Genomic DNA, 15,438 nt, shown 5'->3' on the forward strand with positions numbered 1-15,438 from the left:
CACTTGCGACAGCGCGTCGACGATGACGCGCAGCTGGTAGCGCCCGATCGCGTTCAGCCCGGCGGGCCAGTTGAAACTGGCATGGCGTGCGACGGAGTCGCCACCGTCCAGCGCCTGGGCTGTGAAGGCCTGACTGATGTTGGCCACCACGACGCCGGTGGTCGTGTTGATCAACTCCATGCGCTCCGTCCAGGCGCCACGGGCCATGGCATCGCCCGTGTTGACGGTCGTCCAGCTCACCGTCACCGGGGCGCCGCTGGTCCAGTCTCCGGCGGGGTCGATGCCCAGATCCTGGACCTGCAGGTTGGCGTAGTCGGCCAGCGTGCTGCTGAAGGAGGCAGTGCCGCGGTTGTTCTCCTCGGCGCGGCCGTTCTCGGGCTGGGTGTTGTCGGTGTCTGTCTCCACGGTGACTGCCAGGTCACCCACGCCGGCCGGGCCTTCTGGCAGGCGCAGCGTGACGCTGCGCGCCACGGACTGGCTGGCGGCGAGCGCGCCCGATTGCGCCTCGACGTAGGGCAGTTGCACCTGCGCCAACACCTCGCCGGTGCCGGCTCGGCGCACGACGACGCGCTCGTTGAAGTCGCCCAGCGTCGCGGAGACGCCCTGGTTGAGCGTGACCCAGCTGATCTGCACCGTGCTGCCGGACTGAAGCGCGCCGCCGGTGGCCGGTGCGACGGCCACATCGTTGACGACCAGATCCATGGCCGTGGGTTTGGCGGACAGGTCGATCTGGCGCGGTTGCCCCTGGCGGTTCACGAATGCGGCCAGGCGATAGGCCACGGGTGCGTCGGCCCGGTAGGCCGTGTCCAGCAGCAGCGTGTAACGGCCGGACACGCTGGCCACCACCTCGGCGTCGGCCAGCTGCTGGTTGTTGACTTCACGCCCGTAGGGGTCGATCACGCGCACGTAGGACGTGTAGTTGTAGCGACCGGTGCTGTAGTTGTAGGTACGTGCAGTCAGCTCGCGGAAATCGACGAACAGCCGGTCGCCAGCCAGCGCGTCGATGGCGTAGCTGACCATCTCGCCGGTGGGCTCGATGCGGCCCTCGACGACCTCGGCATCGGCCAGCGGCGTCGCGGCGCTTGCATCCAGTAGCCGGAAGGCATAGGTGTTGGCGTTGAAGTCGCTGCTGTTGATGTTGAGCGTGTAGCTGCCGGGCGCCAGTGTCAGCACCCTCACATCGGGCGTCTGGTTGCCAGCGTATAGCTGGCCACTCTGGCTGTCCGCACCGTAAGGGCCTGTCAACGACCAGGTGAGTGCGTAGTAGTTGGTCGATGTGCCGCTGTTGAGGCGATCCATGATGAGCGTGCGCGGCTCGGTCAGCGTGAAGCTGTAGCTGCGTGACTGGGTGACCGCGTCCAGCGTGCCCGAGACGGTCTGCCCCAACGTCAACGCGGTCGGCGTGCTGCCTGTGCCGACCTTGTCGACCTGGAAGGACATGCCGCCGCTGACGTTGCTGCCGTAGGTGTAGCCGGCCCAGTCAAAGACCAGATAGACCGGACCGCTGCCGGAAGCCGGTACGGCGGTGCCGTCGATGTTGGCGTTGCTCCAGCCGCTCAACGGCTGGCCGTAGCCGTTGAAGAACGCCCAGCGCGGAATGCTGCCGGACCCGGTCGACAGTGCGTTGAAGCGCAGCAGGTCGCCGGCCTGGGCATCGAGGCGCCAGACGCGGGCCTGGTAGTCCGAGGCCGAAGGGGCACTGACGGACTGGCCGAAGTCCAGCCGCGGGGTGGCGGCGTCGTCCATGCGGCGCCATGTGAAGTCGTAGCTGGAGCTGCTGTACTGTGCGGTGATCTCGACGGTGTAGACGCCCGCCGTCAGCAGGTAGGGGCGGTCCCAGCCAGTGCCGATGACGGCACCATTGGCGTCCAGCACGCGTGCGGTGTTGTAGTAGAAGCTGTAGTAGTCGGGGATGCTGTTGCGATCCAGGTACCAGGTGCCGGCCTCGGTGACCTCGAACTGGTAGCTGATCTTGCCGTTGGTCGCGAGGCTGCCGCGGGCCGACGTCGTCGAGACGATGGGCGTCGACGCGGCGCTGCTGCCCCAGCGGGCTTCCAGTGCCCAGGCGTTGTCCGCGCTGCCATCGCTGGCCGGGCGCGTGGCGCGCAGCAGCCAAGTGCCCGCAATGCTCAGGTCCAGCTCCAGCGCGGCGCCTGTCGGGTTCCAGGTGGAGACAAGACTGCCATTGGGGTCGATCAGCTGCACCGCGCCGCTGCCTGGCCATTGGCTGGCAGCAAGGTGCAGGTGGTCTCCGGCGGCGACAGGCAGGCTCCACAGCGTGACCGTGTCGGCGCCGGCGCCGGCGGCGGCGGTCAGCGCGCGGTTGACCTCGGGCTGGCGGTTCAGCTGGTTGGGCGAGGGCACTTGCCGGGGCGTGAAGCGCACCGTGCTCGTGACCGCGTCGGTCGAGCCATTGATGCGCACGATGTAGTCGCCTGCACCGAGGAAGATGCGGCGCACGCTTGGGGCCTGCCCGGCGCTGACGTAACCGTCGCTGAGCGAGGTGCCGTTGGGCGACAGCAGTTGGATGCGGCCTTGGCCCACGTCCACGCCCATGCCTTGCAACTCGACCCAGCCGGCGGTGGCCAAGCGCAGGCTCAGGTCGCGCTGGTCTTGCCGCGTGGCAAGCGTCGTCGCCACGGGGGTGTCCCAAGCGAGAGCGTCGGAGCGGGTGGAGGGCTGCCGCAGCGTGGCCTCGAAATGGACGGGGCTGGACGTAGGGTAGTACTGCTTGGCGATCAGGTAGACCGGCCCGGTCTGGGCGGCCGTGAAGCCGACGGAGCTGGCGTAGGTCCAGTCGGTGCCCGTCACGGTGCGGCCTGCCGCATCCACCAACGTGTAGCGGAAATAGTCGGGGTAGGCCGTGGGCGTCGTGAAATCCAGGTTGTAGGCCTGGCCCGCGACGACATCGAAGCTGTGCGACACCAGCGTGCGGCCGGCGGGCAGGTCGCCGCTGATCTGGGTGGCATCGCCGTGCGAGACGGCCGCGGCTTGCAGATCCAGCAAGCGGAACGCATAGCCAGGCGTTGCGGCATTGGACAGGGCCGTGATGTCGACGCTGTAGGTGCCGGCCGGCAGGCGGCGTGCGTAGTAGCTCTCGACGCTGGACAGCGACAGGCTGGCGACGTCGCCACGGGGGCCCGTCATGCGCAGATTGGCCGAGCCGGACTGCGGGTCGATGAGAACGGTGCGGTCTTCGGTCAGTGTGAAGCTGTAGTGATTGATGTCACCCGGGTTGGCGATGCTGCCGGACACGAGGCTGCCCAGCGCCAGTGCCGTGCGTGGCTCGCTGTAGCTGCGCAGCGTGAAGCTGCCGTTGATGGCCGAGGTGTCGGTGCTGCTGCCGTAGGCGTAGAGCACGTAACGGCCGGTCTCGCCCAGCGTCACGCGCTGCGAGTAGTCGCTGTTGCCAGACGCGTTGCCATTGACGACCGTGTTGCCGCTGGGGCCGACCAGCGTGTAGGAAAGGCTGCCTGAGTTCAGCCGGGCATCCAGCAACAGCGCCTGTCCCTGCGTGCCGTCGAGCTGCCAGGCCTGGGCCTGCTGTCCTTGGGGCAGGCCGATGATGGCTGGCGTGCCCACGGCAATGGCGGGCAGGCGGGCCTCGGTATCGGCCAGAACGCGCCAGGTGCCGGGGTTCTCGCGCGAGGCGGTCAGTCGCAGCTCGTAGCTGCCAGCCGGCAGGTCGAGCAGTTGGTGAACGTCGCTGTAGTACAGGTTGGTCCTGGACAGCGGCGTGCCGGCTGCATCGGTGCGCACCAGCGTCGCGTCGTAGTAGTCGCCCGAGGCGTTCAGCCACAGGCGCGTCGGGTCGGTCAGCGTGAAGCGCAGCCGTTGCTCGTCCGCAGCATGCAGCATGTTGCCGATGGCGCTGCTGCCCAGCACCAGATCGGACACCTTGCGTTCGACCTGCTGCAGCTTGAAGCTCTCCGTCGCGGTCAGACCCGAGGAGTAGCTGCTGGCGCCAAGCGCCAGCGTGTAGCTGCCGCTTTGTGCCGCCGTGAAGCTGATGGCCTTGTTCGCGTCCCACCAGTCGCCACCGAAACCGCCGTACAGCACCTCGGCACCACTGCCGTCGAAGACGCGCACGCGGTAGCCGCGGTCATAGGGCGGCACGGTCGTGGTCGAGAAGGTGTAGGTGCGGCCCGCCTCGGCATTGAAGCGCAGCAGGCCGTCGGCCACGCCGTCGGTCCAGCTGATGTTGAAGCCCGTGCTGGGATCGATGTTGCGCACGGCGCCAGCCGTCAGCGTGGCGCTGAAGCGGTCGTCGGCGCCGGGCACCGTGTAGTAGTCGCTGCGCTGCACGCGCACGGTGTAGCGGCCGGCAGCCAGGCCCCAGACCCGCGTGCCGCCGTAGGACAGCACATCGACCGTGTTGCCACTGGCGTCGAGAACCGTGTAGTTCTTGGCAGAGCCGGTGGAACTGAGTGTGTCGATCAGCAGTTGGCTGGCGCTGCTCAGGTTGAGGCTGAAGTCGCGCGTGTCGTAGGACTGCAGGAAGCGACCGCTGATGGTGTCGCCCAGCGACACGCTGGGTGCGGTCAGCGGAGCGGTCGACAGCTCGAAGCGCAGCGCGGTGGTGCCGGCCGAGAAGGTGTTGCGTGCCACGGCCAGCAGGTAGTGGCCGTCGCGCGGTACGTTGAGTGCGACGGGCGTCTGCGAGGACGGGTCGCCTTGGGTCAGCAGCGAACCACCCTGGTCATACAGGCGGAACCAGTTGTCGGCGCCTGCGCCGGCGATACCGCGCAGATAGGTCTTCACGTCGGCATCCAGCACGACGTCGAACAGCTCGTAGGCATCGCTGGCTGCCAGGTCCACCGACACGGCGGTGTCCGTCGTGATGGGGCTGCTGTGTGCTGCGTCGCGCAGGCTGAAGCGGGCCGGGCCGCTGCCGCCGGATAGGCTGAGCGTGTATTCGCCGGCCGGCAGCCAGCGCACGGGCGCCTGCCAGCTGCGGTTGCGGCCGTCGTAGAAGGATTCGCGCCAGGTGCCGCTCGCCTCGCTGCCGCGCGGGCCGCTCAGCGACCACTGCGTCCAGTTGCCTTCCTGCCACTCCATGGCGAACCAGCCGTCGGTGGCCTGCGTGAAGCGGTAGGTGGGCGTCGCGACGTCGGTGTTGGACGTGCTGACCTCGTTGCCCAGCGTCACGGCCACGGCTTGCGGCGGCTGCACCGGTATGGCGGCGTTGCGTGTGATGCGCAGCGCCACGCTGGCAGCGCCGCTGCCGGCCTGCCGCACCAGGCGCAGGAACACGGGGCCGTTGGCTGCGCCCTGGGTGACGCTGGTACCGCCCGTCACGGCCAGCGCGCGGCCGAAGGCGTCGTAGGCCAGCACGGTGAAGTCGGAGGACGGTGCCGACAGCGCGAGCGTGAAGCGGTCGCCGGGGGTGGCATCGAGTCGCCACAGTTGCGACTGCCCGATGGCCAGGTCGCGCAGGTTGTTGTCGCCGTCCATGGCGGCAGTAGCTGCGCTGGAGAAGGGTGTCATCGTGACGCCGACGCTGCCTGTGGAGAGGCCGGTGGCGCGCATCTCCAGCCGGTAGGTGCCTGGGGCCAGGTAGCGCACCGGTGCGGCGCTGCCGCGCTGGTTGCTCAACGTCGCCCAGTCGAACTCGGTACCGCGCGGGCCGGTCAGCCGCCATTGCGCGCCTTCGAAGGCGGTCGACGGCTCCAGCACGAATGCACCGCCGCTGCTCACCACGAGGTCGGTCGCGACCACCTGGCCGCTGTAGCCGAGGTCCAGGTTGACCTGCAGCGGACTTTCTGCCGCAACCGCCTGGATGCCAGGCGTGGCCGGTGTCCAGGTCGACAGGCGCAGCTGCCCCCGTTGCGCGCCATTCGTCAGGTGGGGGTCTGCCCAGATGTAGTAGCTGCCGCTCTGCGGCAGGCTGACCGTGGCGACCTGGCCCACCACCACGCTGCCGCCGCCGACGCGGGTGCCGTTCGCGTCCGTGACGATCCAGTTCGCCGTGTTGGGCGCCTGGTTGCGGGCTCGCTCTACCGTGACGCTCAGCGTGCCGGTCGGCGCATCGCCGCCGCTGCCGGCTACCAGGGGATTGAAGCCCATGTTGCCAAAGGCGCTGAAGCCCAGCACGTACACGCCCGTGCGCGGCACGGTGAAGCTCAGCGGGCTGTCGTCGGTGCTGCTGACCTGGTTGCCCGCCAGATCGAAGACGCGCAGGTAGCCGTCAAAGCCGGGGCCATTGGGCGTGGAGACCTTGAGGACCTCGCCCGCGCTCAGCACCATGCGATAGAAGTCGACATCGCGCGTGGGGAAGCTCCCGTCGCCGATGCGCATGTCCAGCACCGTGCTGGCGCCAGGCGCGACCAGTGCGTCGACCGCCTGCGCCAGGCTGTCTGGCGGCTCGGTCGCGGTGACGGAGCCAGCCGCCGCCGTGCGCCTGACGGTCAGTGCAACCTGGGCCGCGGGCACCGTGGCGCCCGCGAGCGGCGCGGTCAGCGGGTCATAGCTGGTGTTGGCGGAACGGCTGGTACCGAGGTAGACCACCCCCGTGTTGGTGGCCGTCCACAGCAAATGCCCCGAGGTGGCGCTGGCCAGCTGATGGCCGGCATCATCGAACAGGCGCAGGGCCCAGTCCGTGACGCCGTCCGGCAGCGCGATATCCAGCTGATCACCGGCCGCTACCAGCAGCCGTTTCAGCGACACGTCCAGCATGCCAGCCGGGTTGCCGCCCAGCGAGAGCAGCAGGCTCCGGGTCGTCCCGGCTGCTACCAGCAGTTCGCCGGCCGAAAGGATGCTGTTGTCCGTGTTGACGGCATCTGGCAACCCTTCGTAGCCCAGCGACAGTTGCTGGGCGCCGTTGGCTTCCACGCGTACGACCTGACCACCCAGGGCGACGTCTGCAGGCACTGGGAGGTTGCTGCCGCTGGCCGCGGCTGGTGCATCGGCTGCGGACAATAGGCGAAAGCCCACGGTGCCGGTGGCTCGGGCGGAGCCCTTCAGTCGCAACACGTAGCTGCCGGCTGCCAGCCGCATCGGGTCGCTCTGGCCATCCTGGCTGCCGAAGCTGCCGGTGCGCACCTGCGTGTCTGTGTCTACGCGGCGCAGCTCCCAGTTCAGGTCACTGCGCGGCTGGGACAGCTGGTCCCACTGCACCAGCGTGTTGCGATCCACGTTGAAGCGATATTCCACGCCATCGCCGGGCTGGGCAAGGTGGGCGGTCGTGGCCTGACCCAAGATCAGATCGAACTGCTGCAGGGGGCTGCGCCACAACGTGACGCCATAGTCCAGCGCTGCGGTTGCACCACTTGTCCCCTCGATCGACAGCCAATACGTGCCCGTGCTGCTCGCCGTGAACACGTCGCTGTCGGCGGCCAGCGATCTGGGGCCCCACGCCGTCCGTGCCTGCGGATCGAACAGCGTGAAGCTGCCGCCTGTGTTGCCCGGCGCGGGCTGCATGAACAGGCGGTCTCCGGCCGTCAGGTTGATGCTGTACATCGCTGCCTGAGTGCCGGCTTCAAGCCTTCCTGTCACTGGCACGCCGGTCTGCAAGACTCTGGATGCTTCGATGCCGAGCAGCCGGAAGCTGTAGTTGCCGGTGCGGTCGCCCACGCCGTCCACGGTGAGCGTGTAGGTCCCGGGGTTCAGGTCGAGGAAGCGATCACCGGTGCCATCCAGGGCGCGGAAGCTGAACTGGTCGGTCGCGTTGGGTCCCTCCAGTTGCCATTGGATCTGTGTGCCCTCGGTGCCGTCGAACAGAAAGCGCGTCTGTTCCGTCAGCGTGAACTGGTAGCGGTCCTGCTCACCCGGCTGGTCGATGGCGCCGGCGATCTGATGTACGCCTGGCATTGCGTCGGCTGACAGCAGCAGCTTGGGCTCGAGCGTCTCGATCTTCCAGCTATGCCGTCCGGTGTGCGGCGCGTGTGCAGATGACTTCGTGGACGCACGACGCAAAGCAGCGGCCGCGCGGGCGCGCAAGGTCTTGACCGACATCACTAACTCCCTGAAATTTGTTTGGGCCTGCTCTGCGATTTCAGATGCTCGCCGACGGCAGAAGCCAGGCCACGGGCAGCAGGGAGGCCGCTAAATTCTGGAGGAGCAATGTGTCGGACCAGCTCATGCAGACCTCCAATCAAGGGGGCTCGCGTGTCCCGAAAGGCAGTGACTCGCTTGCCCCTAGAGGCGATGCTTGAGTTCCGACTGCTTGCGAGCAGTCCCCGACCAGTCGCTGGATGAGATTGCCCACAAGCCTGACTTGATGGATTCGGGGGGCTCGTCAGTCGAACCTGGCGATCGCTGACGTGCAGACCGAGACCAGGCGGCCGCGCTCCGTTTCGTCGCCGGCGAGCGGATTGCGTTGCGAGGCGCCGCCGACTGATGTCAGGCGTAGCGCGTCGCGCGCCCCTCGCGCACGAAGGCCCACAGCTGCAGGCCCAGGTCGCGCGCGGTCGCGATGGCCAGGCTGCTGGGCGCCGACATGCAGGCCAGCAGCCCCACACCCGCCATGGCTGCCTTGTGCACCAGCTCGTGGCTGGCGCGGCTGGACATCAGCACGAAGCCGTCGCCCGTGTCCACGCCGCGGCGGGCGAGGGCGCCGGTCAGCTTGTCCAGCGCGTTGTGGCGGCCAATGTCCTCGCGGGCCAGCAGCAGCGTGCCGTCGGGCTGGCACCAGGCCGCGCCGTGCAGGCCGCCGCAGCGGGCGTTCAGCGGCTGGGCCGCCGGCAGCGCCGCCAGCGCGCGGGCCAGTGCGCCGTCGACCAGCTCTGGTGCCGTGACGGCGGCGGGCCGCACGGCGCCCAGCTGCGCCAGGCTCTCCACGCCGCACAGGCCGCAGCCGGTGCGGCCCGCCAGCGTGCGGCGGCGCTGCCTCAGGCGCTGCTCGCAGCCGGCCGTCACGGTCAGCGCCAGCTCGATGCCGTCGGGCTGCGTCGTGGGCTCCACATCCAGCAGCTCACGCGGCGAGGCGAACCAGCCCTCGGCAATGCCGAAGCCCAGCGCGAAGTCGTCCAGGTCGGCCGGCGTGGCGAGCATGACGGCCTGGGAGACGCCGTTGACGGTCAGCGCCACAGGCGTCTCGACGGCCACCTCTTCTTCCGTGGCGGTGTTCAGGGGTCTCGATCTCAGCAGCGCGTCCATCGCGGCGATGATAGAAGTCCGACCTTGCTGGAGCTGCCGTGTACCTGCCCCAACATTTCGATTCGACGGACCTTGGCCATGCGCTGCGGCTGATCGCCGAGCATCCGCTGGCCCTGCTGGTCGGGCCGGACGCCGGTGGCGCGAGCTTCGGCAGCCACCTGCCGCTGGTGGCCGAGCCGACGGGTGACGGTTTCATGCTGGAAGGCCACATGGCGCGTGCCAACCCGCACTGGGGCTGGCTGTCGCAGCAGAAGTCGCTGCTGGCGGTGTTCAGCGGGCCCAGCGCCTACGTGAGCCCCCGGCACTACGACTCGCTGCAGAACGTGCCGACCTGGAACTATGCGGCCCTGCATGCCTATGGCGACATCGCGCTGGTCGACGGCGCCGCCGACAAGGACGCGCTGCTGAAGCGGCTCATCCGGCAGTTCGAGCCCGGGTACGCGGAGCAGTGGCGCGGCCTGCCTGAGGCCTACCAGCACAAGCTGCTGGGCGCCATCGTCGGCTTTCGCATCCGCGTGACGCGCTGGGAGCTCAAGCTGAAGATGAGCCAGAACCGTGCGGCCGTCGAGCGGCAGCGCATCCGCGAGGCGCTGGCGGTGTCGGAGTTGGCCGACGACCGGCTGGTGGCGGCCTGGATGGCGCGGCTGGCGGGCTGAGCCGCCGCGGCAGTGCGGGCTGGGGGGTGAATATCCCCGGCCAAACGCGCAAGCGCTTGACCCGGTGTTGCAGCGCTGCGGCGCTACCGTCCGGCCGGTTTCAGGCCCGACGAGAACACCTCATGAACGAGACAAGCTGCGTGAAGACACCGCCCCGGCTGGTGGCCGTGGTGCTTGCCCTGGTGCTGCCGCTGCTGGCGCCGCAGGCGCTGGCCGACGGGGCCGTCACGGAACCCGCCGTTCGGGCGCTGGCCGCGACGGGGCCGCAGTGGGGGTTCGAGATGTCCGGGCGCACACCCGACCCGGCGGTGCGCTTCGGCCGCCTGTCCAACGGGCTGCGCTACGCCCTGCAGCACAACGAGACGCCCAGGGACGGCGTGGCCATGCGTCTGCGCATCGGCTCGGGCTCGCTGCAGGAGCGTGACGAGGAGCGGGGCCTGTCCCACTTCCTGGAGCACATGGCCTTCCGGGGCAGCGCCAAGGTGGCGGACGGGGAGGTCGTCCGCATGCTGGAGCGCCAGGGCCTGCGCTTCGGGGCCGACACCAATGCCACGACCGGGCTGGACCAGACGATCTATCACTTCAACTTCCCCAGGGCCGATGCGGCCGCGCTGGACACGGGGCTGATGCTGTTTCGCGAGATCGGCGAGCGGCTGGTGCTGGACCCGCAGCTCATCGAGCAGGAGAAGGGCGTCATCCTGTCCGAGGAGCGCGTGCGCGACCTGCCGCCGCGGCGAGCCGGCGTGGCGCAGTTGCAGCAACAGCTGGAGGGCGCTCGGGTGGTCCAGCGCCTGCCGATCGGTCGCATCGAGACCGTCCGCGCCGCGACGGCCGAGCGCCTGCGCCGCTACTACACGGCCAACTACCGGCCGGACAACGCCACGCTGATCGTCGTGGGCAACATCGACGTGGACGCGGTGGAGCGCCAGATCCGCGATCGCTTTGGCGACTGGCGCAACAACGCATCGCCCGACACGGTGGACCTGGGCGTGGCCAGGCCCACGCGGCCCGTCGTCGAGCTCGTGACCCCGGACGGTCCCAGCGCGCTCGCGCTCACCTGGCTGCGGCCGGTGGACGTGCGTCCGCACACACCGGCGGTCTCGCGCGAGTTCCTGGTGCAGGGGCTGGCGGTCGGCGCGCTCAACCAGCGCCTGAGGGACCGTGCGCAGCAGCCGGGCAGCCCGCTGCTCGGCGCCACGGCCAGCGTGCAGGCCTCGGTATACGGTGCGGCCGGGCTGGCCCAGCTGACGATGCAGGCCCAGCCGGGGCGATGGGCCGACGCGCTCGACGCCGCGGTGGCCGAACTGCGGCAGCTGCTGGTCCACGGCGTGACCGAGGCCGACATGCAGCGCTTGTTGCCGGGCGTGCGCAGCCAGATGCAGGCCCGCCTGGCTCAGGAGCCTACGCGGCCCCATGCGGCGATTGCCGACCGGTTGCTCAACGCGGTCCACCCGCATTCGCCCTACCTGAGCGCACAACAGGCGCTGGCCGAAACGGAGCCGCTGCTGGCCAGCCTGCGCCCCGAGGAGCTGACCGCCGCGCTGCGCGACTGCTTCGGAAGCCCCGAGCCGCTGCTGTTCCGCGGCACGCAGTCCGGCGCCGTCGGTGTCGAGGCGCTGGCGCAGAAGCTGGCCGACGCGATGGCGCGGCCGGTGGCCGAGCCGGTGGTCGTTGCGCCGGCGGACTGGCCCTACACCGACTTCGGGCCGCCCAGCGCCATCGTCGCCCGCACGCAGGACGCCGAGCTGGGCACGACGAATGTCCGGTTCGCCAACGGCACGCGCCTGGTGGTCAAGAGCACTGCGCAGCAGAAGGACAGCGTGAGCGTGCGTGTCCAGCTGGGCCATGGACGCGCCGGCATCGCCCCCCGGCATTGGCATGCCATCTGGGCGCTGGGCTCTGCCGTCACCATGGGCGGCACCGGCCAGCGCTCGGCGGTGGAAGTCCAGCAGTGGCGGCAACGTGGTGGCAAGCGCATCTCCGTCGGCTTCGGTGTGGGCACGCAGGCGTTCACGCTGTCGGGCACGACCCGTCCCGCCGACCTGCTGGCCCAGCTGCAGCTGCTGGCCGCTCACGCGCGGGATCCCGGCTTTCGTCTCGAGTTCGGCGAGAAGCTGGCCGCGCTGGGCGGCAGCCTGGTGGGTTCGCTGGAGGCGCGGCCGGCGGCCGTCCATGATCGCGAGGTCGCGCGCGTCATGAACCGCGGCGATGCTCGCCTGGGCCTGCCGATCAGCGCGGCCGACGTGAGAGCCACGCGGGCCGACGAGCTCCCGGTCATCCTGAAGCCGGCGCTGGCCAGCGCCCCGGACATCTTCATCGTCGGCGACGTGACCGAAGAAGCCGCCATCGCGGCGGTGCAGGCCACCTTCGGCGCCGGCGACGAGCAGCCCCGCCAGCCGCGCGCCGAACTGAAGCTCGAGCCCGTGGCAGGCGGCGGTGCGCCCCATGTGGTCTACCACCGCGGTCGGGCGGACCAGGCGGTGCTGGGCTGGTACTGGTCCATACCCGACCACTGGGCGGACCCCGCGCTGTCCTATACCGGCCGGGTGGCTGGCGCGATGCTGCGGGCCCGCCTGACGGACACGGTGCGGGCGACGCTGGGCATCACCTATTCGCCGCAGGCGGGGGCGGGCGGCTCGATGGACGTGCCGGGCTCGGGGCGCCTGTTCGTGACCATCGAAACGCCGCCCGAGAAGTTTGAGGTCGTTCGCGAGTTGCTGCGCACGCAACTGCGCGAACTGGCCGACCAGCCCGTCAGCGCCGACGAGCTGGCGCGCGCCAGGCAGCCGCACGTGGAGAGCGCGTTGAAGGCGCCTGAGAGCGCCAGCTACTGGTTGCTGTGGCTGCCGCGCATCCAGGCGGACCCGCGCATGAAGGCCGCCATGCAGGCCGAAGTCGCCGGCTTGCAGGCGGTCACCGCGCAGGACGTGCAGGCGTACTTCCGCGATCACATCGCGCCGCGTGCGCCCATCGAGGTGGTCGCGCGCGCGGCGGAGCCGGTGGCAGCGAAATAGAGCTCTGAGAGCTCAGGCGGGGACCGTCTCGCCCAGCGCCCGCCGCAGCGCCATCGCGGCATGCGGCGCGCGCTCCTTGGCGCCGCTGATGAAGAAGACGAACACGTCGCGCGGCGCGGCGGCCGGGGCGGGCGGCTCGATGCGCGGCACGCCGTCGGGTTCGCCGCCCTGCGCCCAGGCGTGCGCGGCGCCGGCCAGCGCCGGGAAGACCTCGGGCCGGCAGCCCAGCGGCTCGTCGGCCTGCGTGCGCATGATGCGGGCGTAGACGAAGTCGCCCGTGGGCTCGGCGATGGCGGGGTAGTCGTCGGACTCGGTGAACACCGTCGCCGCCTTGTATTGCCGCGCCAGCGCCAGGTACTCGGGGCACTGGAAGCTGGCGTGCCTCACGTCCAGCGCGTGGCGCAGCGGCAGGCCGTCGACGCTGGCCGGCAGCAGTTCCAGGAACGCCGTCAGGTCGGCCGCGTCGAACTTGTGCGTCGGCGCCAGCTGCCAGACGATGGGGCCCAGCTTGTCGCCCAGCTCGGCAATGCCCGAGTCGATGAAGCGCCTGATGGAGTCGGCGCCATCGGCCAGCACGCGGCGCTGCGTCGCGAAGCGGATGGCCTTCAGCGAGAACTGGAAGCCGTCGGGCGACTCCTGGCGCCACTTGGCGAAGGTGGCCGGCTTCTGGGCGCCGTAGTAGGTGCTGTTGATCTCGATGGCCGTGAGCCGGCGGCTCGCGTACTCCAGCTCGCGCGCCTGCGGCCAGCCCTTGGGATAGAAGTTGTCGCGCCACGGCTCGAAGTTCCAGCCGCCGATGCCGACCCTGATCTTTCCTTCGCTCACGCTGCCTCCTCGCCGATGCCTGTATGGAAAACCAGTCTATCGGCGCGCCGCGCTGCCGGCAACAAAAAAGCCGGCGTGGCGCCGGCTTCGAGTTGGGGGCTTACATGCCCGCGTAGTTGGGGCCGCCGCCGCCTTCGGGCGTGACCCAGACGATGTTCTGCGTCGGGTCCTTGATGTCGCAGGTCTTGCAGTGCACGCAGTTCTGCGCGTTGATCTGCAGGCGCTGGCCGGCGCCGGCCTCGTTGGGCACGAACTCGTAGACACCCGCCGGGCAGTAGCGGCTCTCGGGCCCGGCGTAGGTGGCGAGGTTGACCTGCACCGGCACAGCGTCGCTCTTCAGCGTCAGGTGGGCGGGCTGGTTCTCCTCGTGGTTGGTGTTGGAGATGAACACCGAAGACAGGCGGTCGAAGCTCAGCTTGCCGTCCGGCTTGGGGTAGGCGATGGGCTGGCACTCGGCAGCCGGACGCAGCGCCTGGTGGTCGGCCTTGTGGTTGTGCAGCGTCCACGGCGGCGTGGCGACGCCCAGCTTGGGCAGCAGCCACTGCTCGATGCCGGTCATCAGCTTGCCGACGGTCTGGCCCTTCTTGAACCAGAGCTTGAAGTTGCGGCTCTGCTGCAGCTCCTCGTTCAGCCAGCTCTTCTCGAAGGCCGCGGGGTAGGCCGTCAGCTCGTCCTGCGCGCGGCCGGCGTCCAGCGCCGGGGCCAGGGCCTCGGCGGCCAGCATGCCGCTCTTGATGGCCGCGTGGCTGCCCTTGATGCGGGCGGCGTTCAGGTAGCCGGCGTCGCAGCCGACCAGGCAGCCGCCGGGGAACACCGTCTTGGGCAGCGCCTGCGGCGTGCCGTTGTTGATGGCGCGCGCGCCGTAGCCGATGCGCTTGCCGCCTTCGATGTGCGCGCGGATGGCCGGGTGGGTCTTCCAGCGCTGCATCTCCTCGAAGGGGCTCAGGTAGGGGTTGTCGTAGTCCAGCCCGATGACGAAGCCCAGCGTGACCTTGTTGTCGGCCAGGTGGTAGAGGAAGCCGCCGCCGAAGGTGTCGCCCTCCATCGGCCAGCCGGCGGTGTGCACGACCTTGCCGGGCTGCGCCTTGTCGGCGGGGATCTCCCACAGTTCCTTGATGCCGATGGCAAAGGTCTGCGTGTCCTTGCCCGCGGTCAGGTCGTACTTGGCCAGCAACTGTTTGCCCAGGTGGCCGCGCGCGCCTTCGGCGAACACGGTGTACTTGCCAAGCAGTTCCATGCCGAGCTGGAAGTTGTCGCCGGGCTCGCCTTCCTTGGTGATGCCCATGTTGCCCGTGGCCACGCCCTTCACGCGGCCCTGCTCGTCGTAGACCACCTCGGCCGCAGCGAAGCCGGGGAAGATCTCGATGCCCAGGCTTTCAGCCTGCTGCGCCATCCACTTGACGACGTCGCTCAGGCTGATGACGTAGCAGCCGTCGTTGTGGAAGTTGCGCGGCACCAGCGCGTCGGGCGTGCGCGTGCTGCCGGTCTCGCTCAGCAGCAGCACGTCGTCGCCGGTCACGGCCTGGTTCAGCGGGGCGCCGAGTTCCTTCCAGTTCGGGAACAGCTCGGTGATGGCGCGCGGGTCCATGACGGCGCCGGACAGGATGTGCGCGCCGGGCTCCGAGCCCTTTTCCAGCACGACGATGTTGGCGTCGGGCTTGATCTGCTTGAGGCGGATGGCCGTGGCCAGGCCGGCCGGGCCGCCACCGACGACGACCACGTCGTACTCCATGGACTCGCGCGGGCCGAACTGGGCGAGGATTTCTTCTGAGGTCATGCCGAGTCTCCGGACTTTGAATTGGGCGCGATTCTAAGGACGTGGAATCAAAAATAGAACGGTCGTGCTT

The 15,438-nt window shown here is 69.5% G+C and carries 6 protein-coding genes (1 of these 6 running past the window's edge); 2 read left to right on the forward strand and 4 right to left on the reverse strand.

Going from position 1 to position 15,438, the window contains the following annotated elements:
* Positions 1-7,953: part of a CARDB domain-containing protein coding region (locus ACG04Q_RS19730; protein WP_394513012.1), annotated on the reverse strand (this coding region is incomplete at its 3' end). The annotated region extends 23,899 nt beyond the left edge of the window; the window shows 7,953 of its 31,852 annotated nt.
* A gap of 387 nt (positions 7,954-8,340) precedes the next feature.
* Positions 8,341-9,096, reverse strand: coding sequence for a formate dehydrogenase accessory sulfurtransferase FdhD (gene fdhD / locus ACG04Q_RS19735; protein ID WP_394513013.1), 756 nt, complete (start codon positions 9,094-9,096; stop codon positions 8,341-8,343).
* A gap of 38 nt (positions 9,097-9,134) precedes the next feature.
* Here fdhD and ACG04Q_RS19740 point away from each other — a divergent pair, with 38 nt between their 5' ends.
* Positions 9,135-9,752: an FMN-binding negative transcriptional regulator gene (locus ACG04Q_RS19740; protein WP_394513014.1), complete on the forward strand. Its 618-nt coding sequence runs from the start codon at positions 9,135-9,137 to the stop codon at positions 9,750-9,752.
* A 122-nt stretch (positions 9,753-9,874) separates the two neighbouring features.
* Positions 9,875-12,766: a M16 family metallopeptidase gene (locus ACG04Q_RS19745; protein WP_394513015.1), complete on the forward strand. Its 2,892-nt coding sequence runs from the start codon at positions 9,875-9,877 to the stop codon at positions 12,764-12,766.
* 12 nt (positions 12,767-12,778) lie between these two features.
* Here ACG04Q_RS19745 and ACG04Q_RS19750 read toward each other — a convergent pair whose 3' ends face one another.
* Together ACG04Q_RS19750 and ACG04Q_RS19755 are read right to left on the reverse strand one after the other, a co-directional pair.
* Positions 12,779-13,591, reverse strand: coding sequence for a DUF72 domain-containing protein (locus ACG04Q_RS19750; RefSeq protein WP_394513016.1), 813 nt, complete (start codon positions 13,589-13,591; stop codon positions 12,779-12,781).
* Between the two features lie 100 nt (positions 13,592-13,691).
* Complete coding sequence (locus tag ACG04Q_RS19755; protein ID WP_394513017.1) at positions 13,692-15,368, reverse strand: electron transfer flavoprotein-ubiquinone oxidoreductase; 1,677 nt, start codon at positions 15,366-15,368, stop codon at positions 13,692-13,694.
* Positions 15,369-15,438 lie beyond the last annotated feature (70 nt).

Origin of the sequence: Pelomonas lactea (assembly GCF_043555885.1) — a bacterium.
Lineage (GTDB): Bacteria > Pseudomonadota > Gammaproteobacteria > Burkholderiales > Burkholderiaceae_C > Pelomonas > Pelomonas lactea.

What these genes read in the sequence shown, in the direction of transcription:
- fdhD (WP_394513013.1), bottom strand. Translation starts at nt 9,096, where the DNA reads ATGGACGCGCTGCTGAGATCGAGACCCCTGAACACCGCCACGGAAGAA.
- ACG04Q_RS19745 (WP_394513015.1), top strand. Translation starts at nt 9,875, where the DNA reads ATGAACGAGACAAGCTGCGTGAAGACACCGCCCCGGCTGGTGGCCGTG.
- ACG04Q_RS19755 (WP_394513017.1), bottom strand. Translation starts at nt 15,368, where the DNA reads ATGACCTCAGAAGAAATCCTCGCCCAGTTCGGCCCGCGCGAGTCCATG.